We start from the raw sequence: 14526 nt of genomic DNA, 5'->3' as shown, positions 1-14526 counted from the left end.
CAAACAGCCCCCGAACGCCTGCGACAAAACTTTTGCCGGATCGGCTTGCTTTTCCGAAATTCAGTCGTTAGGGAACACTCCACATCGCGGCCGGTCGTCTCGACCGGATCGTGGGGCTTGTGTCATGCACGGCCTGTTGCGCGCCCGTAGCTCAGCTGGATAGAGCACCAGACTACGAATCTGGGGGTCAGGAGTTCGAATCTCTTCGGGCGCGCCATTTCGGTAATGCCTCATGGCTCTCTTTTCGCACTCAAGCTTCAAAGCAACCGGCATCCGTTCGCTCTGTTGGCGCGGTGATGAACTCGTCGATTGGATCGGTGGCGGCCGCGCATTCGCGGCCGACGGTACGGAGCGCAGCGAAAAAGTAAATTATGGCTATCGCTTTTCGATGCCGCAACAGCATCGCCGGATGGCCGCTTTGCCGTGGTCTACGAAAGGCTGGGAACGAAAGGGCTTCTGCTTCGCGGCGGAAGGATCATTCGTGAACTTGACCGCAGTTTCTATCATGCGGATGCGTACGAGTATCCGGTTGCTCTGTTCGATGGCCCAGACGCCGCGTTCTGCTCGCTCATTGCCCTAGAGACTACTGCCGCATTGACCTGGAGGATGCGGAAACCGGTCGACTGCTTACCGAATCGGCGGATAGAAAGCGTTCCGACTTTTTCCATTCGCGCTTGGCTGTGAGCCCAGGTGGGACGCGGTTGCTCAGTGCTGGTTGGGTCTGGCATCCGCTAAGTCTCGTGGTTTCCTTCGATGTTGCGCAGGCCCTTGTGAATCCGAGCCACCTGGATAAGGGCCAGGATCTTCCCACGGCGTCTAACCCGGGATTGGTCGAGGAGAATTCGGCCTGCTGGCTCGATGATCGCCGTTTCGCTGTGGCCGCTTCGACCGAATACCAAGAAGATAATGTCGAGGATGACGGTGAGCTGCGCCTGCGACCGCTTGGGCTGGCTGTCTACGACGTGATTCAAGGAACCTGCCTCCAGGCATTCCAACTGGAGGAACAGGCCGGAACGATCCTCCCGGTCGGTGAACGCTTTGTTCTTTCGCTTTATCGACATCCTAAGCTGATCGATCTTTCGACCGGCAAAGTTGTCCATGTGTGGACCGAGTTGCGGTCAGGCCTTCAGGAAAGCAGCATTATTTGGGGTCTCGATGTGCCGCCGCCCATGGCCTTCGATCCTGCCACCAACCGGTTCGCAATAGTAAACGATAACACCGTCACCATAATTGAGTTCGACCAAGCCATGAACGGTGTCAGATAGCGAGCAATCGCGGCAGTTGGCCAATCCTGATCGGTACCCCTTGCCTCTCAAAGGCGCGCCATGGCCTGTTACGCGCCCGTAGCGCAGCTGGATAGCGCGCACTCCAAAAAACCAATTGCGATATAAAACCAGTCGATCTAGCTTACGAGTGATTGCATAACGCAATCAGGCCTGCGTGGATGTGCCATTTAAAGGGAACGGATATGGCCAAGCTCGTGTTCGGCATGAACCAGTCGCTGGACGGCTATGTCGATCATATGGAGTTTGCGCCAAGCTCCACGCTCTTCCACCACTTCATCGAGGAAGCTCAAGGGCAGGCGGGCAGTGTGTACGGCCGCCGGATGTATGAGGTCATGCGCTACTGGGACGACGATCATCCTGAATGGGATAGAGAGCAACATGCCTTCGCGGCGGCATGGCGGAACCAGCCGAAATGGGTCGTCTCGCGCTCGTTGAAGTCTGTCGGCCCCAACGCCAGGCTTATCGAGGATGATCTCGAGGGCGCGATCCGCGCATTGAAGGCCGAGCGCGACGGAGAGATCGAAATTGCCGGCCCGGATTTGGCGCAAAGCCTCGCCGAACTAGGCTTGATCGATGAGTATCGAATCTACCTGCACCCCGTCGTGCTCGGTCACGGCAAGCCATATTTCGCCGGACCTCGGCCGCCGCTCCGCCTGATGACCATTGATCGGATCGGCGAGGATGTGATCAGGTTGACCTACGTTCCTGCCTGATCCCAATCGTCCTGCGGCCACCATGGACCGCCGTTTCCCGTCATCGGGCGCGACGAAAGCTACCTGGATGGAACCGCCATCGGCTGCGGCAGGCGGCTGATCCGGTGGAACGACCAAAGAAGCAGAGGGCAGAGGAGCAGGGCGGCAGCGCCGAATTCCAGCGCGGCCGTCGCGGTGCCGGCCCAAACAGCAAGCATGCCGCCGATCGCCGGTGCGGCCAGCATGCCGGCATAATAGACAGTGTAGAACACGCCCATCCCGATCGATCGCGTCTTCTGCTCGAGCACCCGCGTGGGCAAGCTCATGATCGCGCCGGCAGGCAAGCCGCACACGGTCCCCATGGCAATGATGAGAGGCAGCGCTGGTCCGTTTCGCGACAGAAGGAGCACCAGGAATGCAAAGCCCACACAGCCCGCGGAGAGAACCGCGCCGCCGCGTTTGCTGCGATCGGCCAGCAAGCCGCCCAAGGGGACCGAAAGGGTGGCCAGCCAAAGCACGACGCTGATCGCCGACCCCGCTACCGGACTGGACCAGCCGCGCTCGACAAGCATCGAGGGACCGAAGCTGAAGACCATTGCGAAGCCGACATTGTAGAGACACCAGATCAGGCCGGCGGTGACGAGCGCGAAGGTGGTCCCGGCCGAAATGCCGCGGCGTTCGATCCCACCGGCGGCCGATCCCTCCGGGGCGCGATAGACGAAGGCTATGAGGCCGATGCCGACGATAATCAGGACCGTAACGGCGGTGCCCACGGCGGTCATCCCGAACGTCGTCCCGATTGCCGGCAACAGCATGAGAGCGATGGCGATGCCCGCTGGCCACGAGTTGATGTAGATGGCCATGGCGGTTGCGATTTCGCGGCCGGCAAACCAGTCGGCGACCATCTTGGTCATCAGGACGTTCAGGAGGACACCGCCTGTGCCGCCGATCAGTCGGCCGCCGATCTGCAGGCTCCAGGACGTCGAAGCCATCATCAGCATTTCACCCGCCAGCATCATCAAGAGACCGGCGAGAACGGTCGCCTTGTCGCCATGGCGCTGGCCGATGGTCGCGCCGGGCAGGGCCAACGCGACCCCGGGCGCAAGATAGAGGCCGATCAGAATGCCGATGTCGGCCAGGCTCGCACCGAGGCTGTCACCGACAAGGGGCGCGATGGCGGCGACACTCTGAAACTGAAACGCCATTGCGGTGCGGGCGACAAACAGGACAGCAAGGATCGTCCAGCGACTGCGCACGGTTCCCTCACGGAATCCGAATTATCCAGGCCTGATATTCTGGTTCAATCGGAAGAAATTGGTCGGATCGTATTGCTTCTTGACAGCGGCAAGGCGCGCATAATTTCCGCCATAAGCATCGCGCACCCGCTCTTCACCCTCATCGCCGAGATTGTTGGCATAAACACCTCCGGTCGAGAATGGTCTGACCGCATTCCAGAGGTCGCGCGCCCAACGGATATTTGCCTCGTCATCGGCCGGATCGTCCCAGATCGCGATCGGGAAGCAGTCGAGCGCCGCATCGCGATTGGCGTAGGGCGAGTGCGACGCGGGCACACGAGCGATCGCTCCGCCGACCTGCTGGAACACCAGCAGAGAGGAGCGATTGGGAGCCCGCGCGTAGCTGTCGAGCAGCGCGTCGATGGCACCATCGCCGATCTCACGCAGGAACTGCGCCTTCCAGTAATAGCGTCGCCCGCGTGGAAAGAGGCTGTCGCCCGCCGATTGAATCTGGAGATAGGGAACGGCTTGAAGGCGGCTTTCGATGGGGGATCCGAATCTCATCAGCGGCGCGATGACAGGCTTGCCCGCTTCGGGCGACCCGACATAGCAGGCAGAGATGCTGAAGGCACGCTCGCCCGAGGGCAGCGTGACGAGCGCGGAGTCGACGCTCACTTCGTCCGGAGCGCCGCGGGAGAACTTGTCGTAGAACCGCATGGCCTCGCGCGCCCGATCGTAGGCGTGCAGCACCGAGCCCACGAGAAGGGTAGGGCCGAGCGGGTGCAGCCGGTATTCGAACGCCGTCACAATGCCGAAATTGCCGCCGCCGCCGCGCAAGGCCCAGAACAGGTCGGGATGCTCGCCGGCGCTTGTCCGCAACAGCCGTCCGTCGGCCGTGACGATTTCAGCCGCGATCAGATTATCGCAACTCAGGCCGTGCTTGCGCCCAAGCTTGCCGAAGCCGCCACCCAGCGTGAGGCCGGCAATACCGGTGTCGCCGTTGACGCCCATGGTCGTGGCGAGGCCGTGCGCCTGTGTGGCTGCGTCGAACTCGCCGAGGGTCAGGCCGGCTTCGGCCCAGGCGATGCGGCGCTCCGGATCGACGGCGATCTTCTTCATGCGCGATAGATCGATCACCATCCCATCGTCGCAGACGGACAGGCCGGCGACGTTATGGCCGCCGCTGCGAACCGCCACGAGATGGCCTTGTGCCCTGGCATAGGTGACGGCACGGACAACGTCATCGGGATCGGCGCAAAAGACGATTGCGGCAGGGCGTTTGTCGATTGCCCCGTTCCAGACCCTGCGCGCCTCGTCGTAGGCCGCGTCCGTCGCCAACACCACTTCGCCCCGTAAGCCCTGCCGTAGTAGCTGTTCGATCGCCGTGCCCGGAGCATGGGATCGGCCCGATAACGCTTCGGTCTGTCTTGGGATCTCCATCGTTGTCGCCCCCGGTTCCAGCAGGACAATGGTCTCACAGGGAGGCAACCTTCCGCAAAAGCGAAATTCTTGGCTGCTGGATGAGAAGAATTCATCTAGGCTGCCGGCATGACAAACCGCCCGCCGCTCCGCGCCTTGCACGCCTTCGAGGCGGCCGCCCGGCACGGCAGCTTCAAGGCCGCGGCGGCGGAGCTCGGCGTGACGCCGACAGCGATCAGCCACCAGGTCCGTTTGCTGGAAGAGATATGCGGCCGCAAGCTGTTCCAGCGCCGGCCGCGCCCGCTCGTGCTGACCAGTGCGGGAACGCGCCTGTTTCCTATCCTGCGCAACGGCTTCGATCTTCTCGCCGGCTCCCTTGCCGCCGTCGCCGAGCCGGATTTTCAAGCGCCCCTGCGGGTGACAAGCCCGAACGCTTTCGCGAGCCGATGGCTGGTGCCTCGGCTGCCGAAATGGCGCGAGGCCAACCCGGCCGTGCCGCTGGAGATCATCGGGACGGACGCGCTGCTCGATCTGCGCGCCGGCGCCGCGGATGTGGCGATCCGCTATACGCGGCGCCCGCCTTTGGGCTTTGCCGGGCAAGAGCTGTGCCGCGATTCCTTCTTTCCCATTTGCAGTCCGCGATTGCTGGCAAGCGATGGGCGGGCGATTGAGCGTGCCGCCGATCTGTTGCGTTATCCGTTGATCCATTTCGACTGGATGAACCGCGATCCGGACGCTCCCACCTGGCGCCGATGGCTGGCGACGGCCCGTTCGATCGATCCGGAGCTGATCCCGGACAAAGCCTGGGATTTGAGCTTCCGCGAGGAACTGCACGCGATCGACGCGGTTGCCGCCGGGCAAGGAATTGCGATCTTAAGTGACGTCGTGGTCGGCCGCGAGCTGGAAAACGGTTCGCTTGTCAAAGCGCATCCATTGTCCTTGCCGGGCTACGGCTTCTACGTCGTTTGGATGCACCACAGTCCGCGATCCGCGGTGATGGAGTCCTTCCTGGCGTGGATGAGAACTGTCATGTGAGACTGTCGAACCGGCCTGCGCATGATCGCAGAGCTCCCGCCTATGTTTATGCCTCTATCGAAATCTTGCCCTCCGAATTGATGAAATGAGATCATCGACGCGACTGGCAGAAGTGATCGGTGAGTCTTGTCTGACCGATCGAGCGTCGAGCCGATTGTCGTAAATCCGCCTGAGCAAGTCGCGGGCAGTCTTGGCGCGCTCCCATGTGCGGCCAACCAGCTTACGTCCTCCCAAGGTTGCTGGCTGATCGGCTACATCATCCCAGACGGTCCAGGTTCCAGACGGCTCAGGATGACAGCGGAATCTGGGTTGGCGGTCTTCCATGGCCCCAAAACGGCCAATACCCCATTGAGTTCGGCTTAAAATACGAAGGTGGTTAACCGCGGCGGCGCGTCTCTTTTAAGCGCTGTGCTTATGTGGCCTCGACCGGCCCACATGATCCGCCGCGAGCGGGAGCGCGATGCCGGCCAAAGACCGTGGAAAATTTCGGGGGTACAACCTACGCAACGGACGTCGATTGCACGCGTTCTATCTGTTGGGAGATCCGTGGCCGATTGATGGCCAGCCTCATGGGCCGACAAAATCGGAGGCGACTAGGATGTCTAGATTCAAAGAAGCCCTTGAACGCGGCAAGGAAGCTCACCGTCAGCAACAGAAGCGCATCCGCAATGACAAGGCGGATGCCCAAATGGCGGACTTCGGTGCTCAGGCCAGGGCCTGGTTAAACGATATCGTGGTCGCGTCGTTGGAAGCGGCCAGGGCAGAGGTGGCGGGCGAGGTGGCCATATACATAGACACCACGCCACGCCGCGAAGTCAAAGCGTTAACGCCCTCCCTCCGGTTCCAGATCTACAGAGAAGGATTGGAAAAGACGGCCAGAAAGACGTTCACAGTCAGGGTTCAACTGAGTGGGGCGGCGTCAGTTTCTTCGCCCGGGATGGTGGCAGAGGATGTCGGAAATATAGGGGATAGGTCTGGCGAGAGGTTTCGCAACTTGATTGTCAAGTTGATCGAGGACGCTGCTAAGGGAGCTTAGCAGATAGGCAAAGCATCATTGCATCCTGTCTGGGCAAGAAGCCCCATGCCGGTCCGAAGTGCCACGGGCGTACGCCTGTAATCGCCGACGGCATCAAGCAGGATTTCATCGCCTTCCACTGGGGCAGGTGCGGCTCTTGCCGGCGTCCAAGGTGCTGCGGCTCGTCATCGATCAGTGAGCTGCCGCATGGCGGCCGGATCCCCTCCGCTCTTCACCTTGGAAGCGTCGGCCTTCCCATTCGCCCCATCGAGCAGCGCGATCAATCCTTTGAGGATCTCGATCGGCGGCGGCGGGCAGCCTGGAATGTGCAGGTCGACGGGCACCACGTCCGACACCCCGCCGACAATTGCGTAACTGCCGGCGAAGCAGCCGCCGTCCTTAGCGCAGCCGCCGAGCGCGACCACCCATTTCGGGTTGGGCGTCGCGTCCCAGGTCCGCTTCAGCGCCTCGCGCATGTTTTTGGTGACCGGCCCGGTGACGAGCAGCACGTCGGCATGGCGCGGCGACGCGACGAAGCGGAAGCCGAAGCGCTCGATGTCGTAGAAGGCGTTGCTCAACGCGTGCATCTCGAGCTCGCAGCCATTGCAGGAACCGGCGTCGACCGCGCGGATCGACAGGCTCCGGCCGAGCCGCTTGCGGGCAGCGCCGTCGAGAGCGCGTGCCAGTTCGTCGATCGCCGCATCGCTCGACTGCGGTGGGCGCTCGGTCAAGGGAGGGCGGATCAGGCTTTCGAAGAGGAGCTTGCGCATGACGGCGTGCCTTGGCCCAGCCTAGAGATCATGGCCGGAATAGGAGCAGTTGAAGGATTTGTTGCAGATCGGGAAGTCGGCCACGATGTTGCCCTCGATCGCCGCTTCCAGGAGCGGCCACTGGAACCATGAGGGATCGCGCAGATGGCAGCGCTCGATCAAGCCGCCCTCGCCGATGCGCAGCCAGGCCAGTATGTCGCCGCGAAAACCCTCGACCAGCGCCATGCCCTCGCGCGGTCCATCTGCAAGAGCAATGTCCCCGCGGATCGGACCGCCGGGCAGCCGCCCGAGGATCTGCTCGACGAGCGACAGGCTTTGCTCGACCTCGCGCACGCGGACCCAGACGCGCGCGTTGACGTCGCCCTCCTGGAGGACCGGCACATCGAAGGCGAGCTCGTCATAGGGCGCGTAGGCAAGATCGCGCCGTGCGTCGAAATCCCGGCCGGAGGCCCGGCCGACATAGCCGCCGGCGGCATATTGTCGGGCAAGCCCGACCTGGAGCCGGCCGGTCGCCACCGTTCGGTCCTGCAGCGAAGCCGTGTTGTCGTAGAGCTCGACCAGATGCGGAAAGCGTTGCCTGATTTCCGCGACCAGCGATCGAATGGCGTTCGCGCCGGCGTCGTTCAGATCGCTTGCCACGCCGCCGGGCACGATGCGGTCGCGCATCAGGCGATGGCCGAAGGCGGCATCGGCGGCGCGCAGCGCGCGTTCGCGCAGCACGCCGCAATGCGCGTGCATCAGCGCAAAGGCGGCGTCGTTGCAGATGGCGCCGATATCGCCAAGGTGATTGGCCAGACGCTCGAGCTCCGCCATCAGCGCCCGCAGCCAGATTGCGCGCGGCGGTGGCGTGACGCCGAGCGCCGCCTCTACCGCGCGGGCAAAGGCGAACGAATAGGCGACCGTGCTGTCGCCCGACGTTCTGCCCGCGAGTTTTGCTGCACGGTCGATGGGCGCGCCGGCCATCAGGCCTTCGATTCCCTTGTGCACATAGCCCAGCCGCTCCTCCAGCCGCACCACGGTTTCGCCGCCTGCCGTGAAGCGGAAATGCCCAGGCTCGATGATGCCAGCATGCACCGGCCCGACCGCGATCTGGTGGAGGCTCTCACCTTCCGCCGTCAGGAACCGGTAGGAGGACGCGGCTGCCGGCCCGCCCGGCCGCGCCGCCAGCGGGTGGCTGACGCCCCACTGGCCGTGGTCGAGCCAGCGGCGGGTATCGGGCAGGCCCTGCGGCGCCAGCCCGAAGAGGTCCGCCGCGGCGCGTTCCAGCCGCAAGGCCGGCGGATGCTGCTGGCCGACCGATGGGTAGCGGCCGCCGCGGCAGTCCAGGCTGATGACGCCGACATTCCGCGCCTCGTCGAGAAGCGCCATGTGCACCCTGTCCGGCTGTCCCCACAGGCCGAGCAGGCTCCAGCGGCCATGGGCGAGCTGTTCGACGGCAAGGTCCCAGGCCTTCGGAGCCACCACGGCGCGCCGCCAGGGCGCGTGGTGCTCGACCTGGCGGGCGGCCTCGATGAGATCCGCGAGCGCGGGCATGTTCTTCCTGCTCATGGCCTTACCCCAGGATACCGGCGACATGCTGGAACCACGCGACCAGCGGCGCCGGCAGATAGATGCCGGCGGTAAACACCAGAGCGAGGTGCGAATACATCGGCACGTAAGATGCTTCGACCGGCGCCGTACCGCCGCGCGGCTCGCCGAAGGCGAGGCCGGTCAGCCGCAGCAACAGCGCGCCGAAGGCGATGAGCAGTCCGAACACCAGCGGGATCGCCAGCCACGGATATCTGGCGAAGGTCGAGCTAACGACCAGGAATTCGCTCATGAAGATGCCGAGCGGCGGCAGGCCGGCTATTGCCACGACGCCGATGACGAGCGCCCAGCCGAGCCCTGGGTGGCTTTCGGTCAACCCCCTGATCTCGGAGATCTTCTGTGTGCCCTTGACCTGCGCGATATGGCCGACGGCAAAGAAGATCGCCGACTTGGTCAGGCTGTGCATGACCATGTGTAGCAGGCCGGCGAAGTTGGCGAGCGGGCCGCCCATACCGAAGGCGAAGACGATGATGCCCATATGCTCGATCGAGGAATAGGCGAACAGGCGTTTGATGTCGCGGCGGCGGTAGAGCATGAAGGCCGCGAAGATCAGCGAGGTTAGCCCCATCGTGGCCATCAGCGGTCCCGGGCCGATCGCCTCCGGGCTCGCGGCGAGCAGGAGCTTGAAGCGCAGCACGGCGTAGAGCGCGACGTTGAGCAGCAGGCCTGACAGCACCGCCGAGATCGGCGTCGGGCCTTCGGCATGCGCGTCGGGCAGCCAGGCATGCAGCGGCGCGAGCCCGACCTTGGTGCCGTAGCCGAGCAGCAGGAAGATGAAGGCGACGCTGAGCAGGGCCGGGTCGAAATGCGCCGCCTTGTCGATCAGCACCGACCAGACCATGGCGTTGGTGCCCGCGCCGACGACCGGCTGGGCGGCCATGTAGACCAGGATGGTGCCGAAGAGAGCAAGCGCGATGCCGACGCTTCCCAAGATGAAATACTTCCAGGCCGCCTCCAGCGCCTCATGCGTGCGGTAGATGCCGACCATCAGCACGGTGGTCAGCGTGGCGAGCTCCACCGCGACCCACATCAGGCCGATATTGTTCGACACGAAGGCCAGGTTCATGCCGAACATCATGATCTGGTACATCGCGTGATAGAACCGCAGGTTGGGCGCGGTCAGCCGGCCGGTCTCCAGCTCATGCGCGATATAGGACGCACTGAACACGCTGGTGGTGAAGCCGACGAATGTGTTGAGCACGATGAAGACGATGTTGAGGTCGTCGACGATGAGATATTGCCCCGGCGCCGGCCGGTCGGTGACGAACAGCGACAGTGCCGCAAGCAGGGTCAGGAAGCTTGCCGCAACATTGACGCTCGCCGTCATCTTGTAATTCGGCAGCGCCGCCAGGATTGCCGCGGCGCCCGCGGGAATGAAAAGGATGGCGGCCACGGCGTCGAAGGAGAAGGCGGTCACCGGCGCTCTCCCCGGTAGTCGTCGAGCGCGCCGACATCGACCGAATCGAACCGCTCCCGGATGCGGAACAGGAAGACCCCGATAACGATGAAGGCGATCAGGATCGAGAAGGCGACGCTGATCTCGACGACCAGCGGCATGCCCTTGGCGCCGGTTGCGGCCAGCACCAGGCCGTTCTCCAGCGACATGAAGCCGACGACCTGGCTGACGGCGTTGCGCCTTGTGACCATCACCAGGAGCCCCAGCAATATGATCGACAGCGCGAAGGCGAGATCCTCGCGGGCGAGCGGGTCGGCCTCGGGCGTCACGCGAAGCATCAGCACCATGGAGAGCGTCACCAGCCCTATGCCCGCGAGCATGGTCGGGCCGATGCCGACGGCGGTCTCGATGTCGCGGTGGATGCCGAGCCGCTGGATGATGCGATGCAGCCCGACCGGAATGACGACCGCCTTGAAGACCAGCGCTATTGCCGCGGTGATGTAGAGATGATGCGCGTCCTGGATATAGGCCTGCCAGGCAACCGACAGAGCAAGCACCACCGCATGGAGCGCAAAGACATTGATCAGCGCGAACAACCGGTCCTGGTAGAGCATCATGAAGGAGACCAGCACCAGGCTGCCGGCGAGCAGATGGGCGATGTCGAAGGTGAGACCGTTCATCACAGGCTCCGCGAGACGAACAGCAAGAGCGTGCCGAGCAGCGCCAGCATCAGCGCCGCGCCGAGGAAATCCGGCACGCGGAAGACGCGCATCTTGGCGACCGCCGTCTCGAACACGGCAAGCAGGACGGCAAGCACCGCGAGCTTGACCAGATAGGCGGCGGCGCCGAGCGCCAGCGCTTTCGGCCCCGCCCCGGCATGCGCCAGGCCCCAGGGCAGGAAGACGCAGGAGATCAGCGACACGTAGAGCACGAGCTTGAGGAAGGTGGCGAGTTCGATCATCGCCAGATGGCGGCCGGAATATTCCAGGATCATCGCCTCATGGACCATTGTGAGCTCCAGATGCGTGGCCGGATTGTCGACCGGGATGCGCGCGTTCTCGGCGATCGCCACCATCACCAGGGCGATCAGCGACATGCCGAGCGACACCCGCAGTCCGACCTCGGGCGAGCCCATGAAGGCGGCGACCGTCGATAGCTGCGTGGCGCCGGCGACGAGCGCCAGGCTGAACACGATGAGCAGCATCGCTGGTTCGGCAAGCGAGGCGATCATCACCTCGCGGCTGGCGCCGATGCCGCCGAAGCTGGTGCCTACGTCCATTCCGGCCAGCGCCTGGAAGAAGCGCGCGCTGCCGAGCAGCGCCACGATGACGATGAGATCGGCGGTCCAACTGAACTGGAGGCCGGCGGCGAATGTCGGAACGAGCGCCGCCGCAACCCAGGTGGCGGCGAAGATCAGATAGGGCGTCACCCGGAACAGCCAGGATGCATTGTCCGCCAGCACGACCTCCTTGCGCATCAGCCGGATGAGATCGCGATAGGGCTGGATCAGCAAAGGTCCCTGCCGCCTGACCAGCCTCGCCTTCACCTTGCGCACGAAGCCGATCAGCAGCGGCGCCAGCAAAAGCACCAGAAGCATCTGCGCGCCCTGCACGGCCAGCTCGAAAATCACGGCCATAGCGCGAGCACCAGAAGCAGGATGACGAGGTAGAGGAAGACCAGGGTCAGATAGCGGCGGATCGTCAGGAACTGCAAGTGGTTCAGCCGATCGGTGGCGAAATCGATCGCGCCGGTGATCGGCTGGTAGAACGTCTCCCAGGCCACATCGTGGAAATCCACCTTGAGGCGCGCCGGTTCGAGCGCGCCCGGCGCCGGCATTTCCACCGTCTCGCGGGCGCGGAACGCGAAGCTGCCGAACACCCGGCGAATGGGCTGTGCGAAGCTGACGGCCGTGTATTGCGCGGAGGGTACTGCGTCGGCGAAGCCGCATCCCCATGCCGGGCCCCGGCGCAGCGCGTGCGAGGCGAAGCGGTGGATGAAGAAGGCCGCGAGCGAGGCCGAGATGGTGATGAAGACGAACACCAGCAGGCCATTGTAGGAGCTGCGGCTCTCGGCGATCGGCACGATCGACAGCCAGGGCTGCGCCGTCTGAACCGGCATGCGGTCGCCAATGAGCGAAAGCGTCACCGGCGACAGGCTGTCGATGACAAAGCCGGGCAGAATGCCGGCGAGCAGGCAGAAGACCGCAAGCATGGCCATGGCAGCCAACGACCAGCGGTCGACCTCATGCGCCCGTTCCACCGCCGTCGATCGCGCCCGGCCGAGGAAGGTGATGCCGAATGCCTTGACGAAGCAGGCCGCGGCCAATGCCGCCGCCAGCGCCAGCATGCCGCCGACGGCCGGAACGATGACCTTCAGGCCCCATTGCGGCAGCTCGGGGCTCTGCAATATGGCCTGGAAGACCAGCCATTCGGAGGCGAAGCCGTTGAAAGGCGGCAGCGCCGAGATCGAGACGCAGCCGACGAGGAAAACGAAGCTGGTCACCGGCAGGCGATGGATGAGGCCGCCCAGTCTCTCCATGTCGCGTTCGCCGGTCGCCGAGAGCACCGCGCCGGCGCCGAAGAACAGCAGGCTCTTGAAGAAGGAATGGTTCAGCACGTGGAAGAGCGCCGCCGTGAAGGCCAGCGCGGCGGCCGACGGCATGGCGTTCGCCTTGAAGGCGAGCGCTAAGCCGAGGCTGGCAAAGACGACGCCGATATTCTCGATTGTGCTGTAGGCCAGCAGCCGCTTGAGGTCCTTCTCCATCAGCGCATGGAGGATGCCCAGAACCGCCGTCGCGCCGCCGATGAGAAGGACGACGACGCCCGACCACCACGCCGGCTCGCCCAGCAGGTCGAACACCACGCGGATGAAACCGTAGATGGCGACCTTCGTCATGATGCCGCTCATCAATGCCGAGACGTGACTGGGTGCTGCCGGATGAGCAAGCGGCAACCAGGCGTGCAGCGGCACCAGGCCGGCCTTGGAACCGGCGCCGAGCAGCATGAGGGCGAGCACCGCGCCGGCGGCGAGCAGGCCGGGATGCGCCGCCCGCATCGCGTCGAACGCATAGGTTCCCGCCGGCCCGGCCAGCAGGCCGAAGGCAAGCAGCAGCGCCAGCGTGCCGAAGCTCGCCATCACCAAATAGATGTAGCCGGCCCGCCTGTTGGCCTCGTCGCGATGGTGCGCCATGACCAGCGCCCAGGAGGCGAGCGACATGAATTCCCACGACAGCAGGAAGCTGAAGGCATCGTCGGCCAGCACGACGAGGTTCATGCCGGCGAGGAAGGCCGGATAGAACGGCAGCACCCGATGCGGTTGGGATTCGTGCCGGCCATAGCCAAGACCGTAGAGACTGGTGACGGCGCCGCCCAAATTGACGACGACGAGGAAGAATGCCGACAGGCTGTCGAGGCGGAACCGGGCGCCGGTCCACGGCAGCCCGAGCGGCAAGGCGACGGCGGATACCACGCCGGGATTGTCCGCGAGATGGCCCGCGACGATCGCGAGCAAGGCGGCCGAAATGGCGAGCGCCGCCCCATAAACCAGGCTCGTCGCCGGGGCGCGCCGGCCGACCACTGCGGCCATGATGGCTGTTCCCAGAAGCGCGGCAGGGCCGCACAACAGAAAAGCAACGCTCGAAATCACGGCAGACCCCCGCCGGGCTCGGCATCGCCGGCATCGGATGCCCTGGCCGGATCGATCCCGGTCTTCAGCCGCACGCCGCGTCCGCCGCCCTGGCTGGCCGCGCCTTCCCCGATCAATTCGATGCCGGCCATCTCAAGCGCCGCGATCAGTTTCATCAGTGAATCGACATTGCCCCGGATGATCGACCCGCTGGCTTCCATGCGTTGGATCGTCGGCACCGACAAGCCGGACAATTCGGCTAGCCGGCGCTGATCGATGCCAAGCAGCGATCTGGCGGCGCGCAATTGCGGTGCGGTTATCACCGACGACCCTCTGGATCAGTTCTGAGATATGAGGTCTCGGTGCTCCACCATACATTAAAAGGTCTGATCGTCAATTACTGATGTTTTAAACATCGATATTTATGGCGGACCTGATTGCCGCAGCTTTTGACGCGTGAGTTGCGG

At 64.0% G+C, this 14526-nt stretch carries 14 protein-coding genes and 1 tRNA gene; 6 read left to right on the top strand and 9 right to left on the bottom strand.

The window, feature by feature from the left end; translation table 11 throughout:
• Nucleotides 1-140: 140 nt before the first annotated feature.
• The 4 genes from AU465_RS22070 (at nt 141) to AU465_RS22055 (ending at nt 1999) form a co-directional block, all read left to right on the top strand.
• A tRNA-Arg gene (locus tag AU465_RS22070) sits at nt 141-217 on the top strand.
• A 15-nt stretch (nt 218-232) separates the two neighbouring features.
• The gene (locus AU465_RS22065; protein WP_192252919.1) at nt 233-580 is read left to right on the top strand and encodes a hypothetical protein; all 348 of its coding nucleotides are present in this window, start codon (nt 233-235) and stop codon (nt 578-580) included.
• 121 nt (nt 581-701) lie between these two features.
• Nucleotides 702-1265 (top strand): hypothetical protein, encoded by a 564-nt coding sequence (locus tag AU465_RS22060; RefSeq protein WP_192252916.1) that lies wholly within the window; start codon nt 702-704, stop codon nt 1263-1265.
• Between the two features lie 203 nt (nt 1266-1468).
• On the top strand, nt 1469-1999 hold the full coding sequence (locus AU465_RS22055) for a dihydrofolate reductase family protein (protein WP_192252912.1): 531 nt from the start codon (nt 1469-1471) through the stop codon (nt 1997-1999).
• A 59-nt stretch (nt 2000-2058) separates the two neighbouring features.
• Here AU465_RS22055 and AU465_RS22050 read toward each other — a convergent pair whose 3' ends face one another.
• Both AU465_RS22050 and AU465_RS22045 read right to left on the bottom strand, forming a co-directional pair.
• Nucleotides 2059-3234 (bottom strand): MFS transporter, encoded by a 1176-nt coding sequence (locus AU465_RS22050; protein WP_192252909.1) that lies wholly within the window; start codon nt 3232-3234, stop codon nt 2059-2061.
• 21 nt (nt 3235-3255) lie between these two features.
• Nucleotides 3256-4818 (bottom strand): FAD-binding oxidoreductase, encoded by a 1563-nt coding sequence (locus AU465_RS22045; RefSeq protein ID WP_312891299.1) that lies wholly within the window; start codon nt 4816-4818, stop codon nt 3256-3258.
• Here AU465_RS22045 and AU465_RS22040 point away from each other — a divergent pair.
• Both AU465_RS22040 and AU465_RS22035 read left to right on the top strand, forming a co-directional pair.
• The gene (locus AU465_RS22040; RefSeq protein WP_192252906.1) at nt 4762-5667 is read left to right on the top strand and encodes a LysR substrate-binding domain-containing protein; all 906 of its coding nucleotides are present in this window, start codon (nt 4762-4764) and stop codon (nt 5665-5667) included. The genes AU465_RS22045 and AU465_RS22040 overlap by 57 nt on opposite strands.
• Nucleotides 5668-6265: 598 nt before the next feature.
• Entirely contained in the window at nt 6266-6703 is a 438-nt protein-coding gene (locus AU465_RS22035; RefSeq protein WP_192252903.1) for a hypothetical protein, read from the top strand.
• A gap of 164 nt (nt 6704-6867) precedes the next feature.
• Here the strand turns inward: AU465_RS22035 and AU465_RS22030 are convergent, their stop codons facing one another.
• From AU465_RS22030 to AU465_RS22000, 7 genes are read right to left on the bottom strand one after another with little or no spacing between them, the layout of a single operon-like run.
• Nucleotides 6868-7452 carry an NADH-quinone oxidoreductase subunit B family protein gene (locus AU465_RS22030; RefSeq protein WP_192252900.1) on the bottom strand — a complete coding sequence of 195 codons (585 nt, stop codon included), beginning with the start codon at nt 7450-7452 and terminating at the stop codon, nt 6868-6870.
• Nucleotides 7453-7473: 21 nt separating this feature from the next.
• A complete protein-coding gene (locus tag AU465_RS22025) occupies nt 7474-8985 on the bottom strand; it encodes a hydrogenase large subunit (protein WP_192252964.1) in 1512 nt (503 codons plus the stop codon).
• 19 nt (nt 8986-9004) lie between these two features.
• On the bottom strand, nt 9005-10456 hold the full coding sequence (locus AU465_RS22020) for a hydrogenase 4 subunit F (RefSeq protein WP_192252897.1): 1452 nt from the start codon (nt 10454-10456) through the stop codon (nt 9005-9007).
• A complete protein-coding gene (locus AU465_RS22015; protein WP_127424884.1) occupies nt 10453-11115 on the bottom strand; it encodes a hydrogenase-4 component E in 663 nt (220 codons plus the stop codon). The genes AU465_RS22020 and AU465_RS22015 overlap by 4 nt, the downstream gene beginning before the upstream one ends.
• Nucleotides 11115-12071, bottom strand: a complete 957-nt coding sequence (locus AU465_RS22010; RefSeq protein ID WP_192252894.1) for a respiratory chain complex I subunit 1 family protein — start codon at nt 12069-12071, stop codon at nt 11115-11117. Before AU465_RS22010 ends, AU465_RS22015 begins: the two co-directional genes overlap by 1 nt.
• Nucleotides 12062-14077, bottom strand: coding sequence for a hydrogenase 4 subunit B (gene hyfB, locus AU465_RS22005; protein ID WP_192252961.1), 2016 nt, complete (start codon nt 14075-14077; stop codon nt 12062-12064). The genes AU465_RS22010 and hyfB overlap by 10 nt, the downstream gene beginning before the upstream one ends.
• Nucleotides 14077-14382, bottom strand: a complete 306-nt coding sequence (locus AU465_RS22000; protein ID WP_192252890.1) for a helix-turn-helix domain-containing protein — start codon at nt 14380-14382, stop codon at nt 14077-14079. The genes hyfB and AU465_RS22000 overlap by 1 nt, the downstream gene beginning before the upstream one ends.
• Nucleotides 14383-14526 lie beyond the last annotated feature (144 nt).

The sequence above is a fragment of the Mesorhizobium silamurunense genome (assembly GCF_014843905.1).
GTDB lineage: Bacteria > Pseudomonadota > Alphaproteobacteria > Rhizobiales > Rhizobiaceae > Mesorhizobium > Mesorhizobium silamurunense.
The sequence above is the reverse complement of the archived record's forward strand: the minus strand, read 5'-3'. Positions and strand labels throughout refer to the sequence as shown.

Excerpts from the sequence above, each read along its gene's own strand:
- AU465_RS22025 (WP_192252964.1), bottom strand. The coding sequence starts at position 8,985 with ATGCCCGCGCTCGCGGATCTCATCGAGGCCGCCCGCCAGGTCGAGCAC.
- AU465_RS22040 (WP_192252906.1), top strand. The coding sequence starts at position 4,762 with ATGACAAACCGCCCGCCGCTCCGCGCCTTGCACGCCTTCGAGGCGGCC.
- AU465_RS22015 (WP_127424884.1), bottom strand. The coding sequence starts at position 11,115 with ATGAACGGTCTCACCTTCGACATCGCCCATCTGCTCGCCGGCAGCCTG.
- AU465_RS22030 (WP_192252900.1), bottom strand. The coding sequence starts at position 7,452 with ATGCGCAAGCTCCTCTTCGAAAGCCTGATCCGCCCTCCCTTGACCGAG.
- AU465_RS22065 (WP_192252919.1), top strand. The coding sequence starts at position 233 with ATGGCTCTCTTTTCGCACTCAAGCTTCAAAGCAACCGGCATCCGTTCG.
- AU465_RS22055 (WP_192252912.1), top strand. The coding sequence starts at position 1,469 with ATGGCCAAGCTCGTGTTCGGCATGAACCAGTCGCTGGACGGCTATGTC.
- AU465_RS22035 (WP_192252903.1), top strand. The coding sequence starts at position 6,266 with ATGTCTAGATTCAAAGAAGCCCTTGAACGCGGCAAGGAAGCTCACCGT.
- AU465_RS22010 (WP_192252894.1), bottom strand. The coding sequence starts at position 12,071 with ATGGCCGTGATTTTCGAGCTGGCCGTGCAGGGCGCGCAGATGCTTCTG.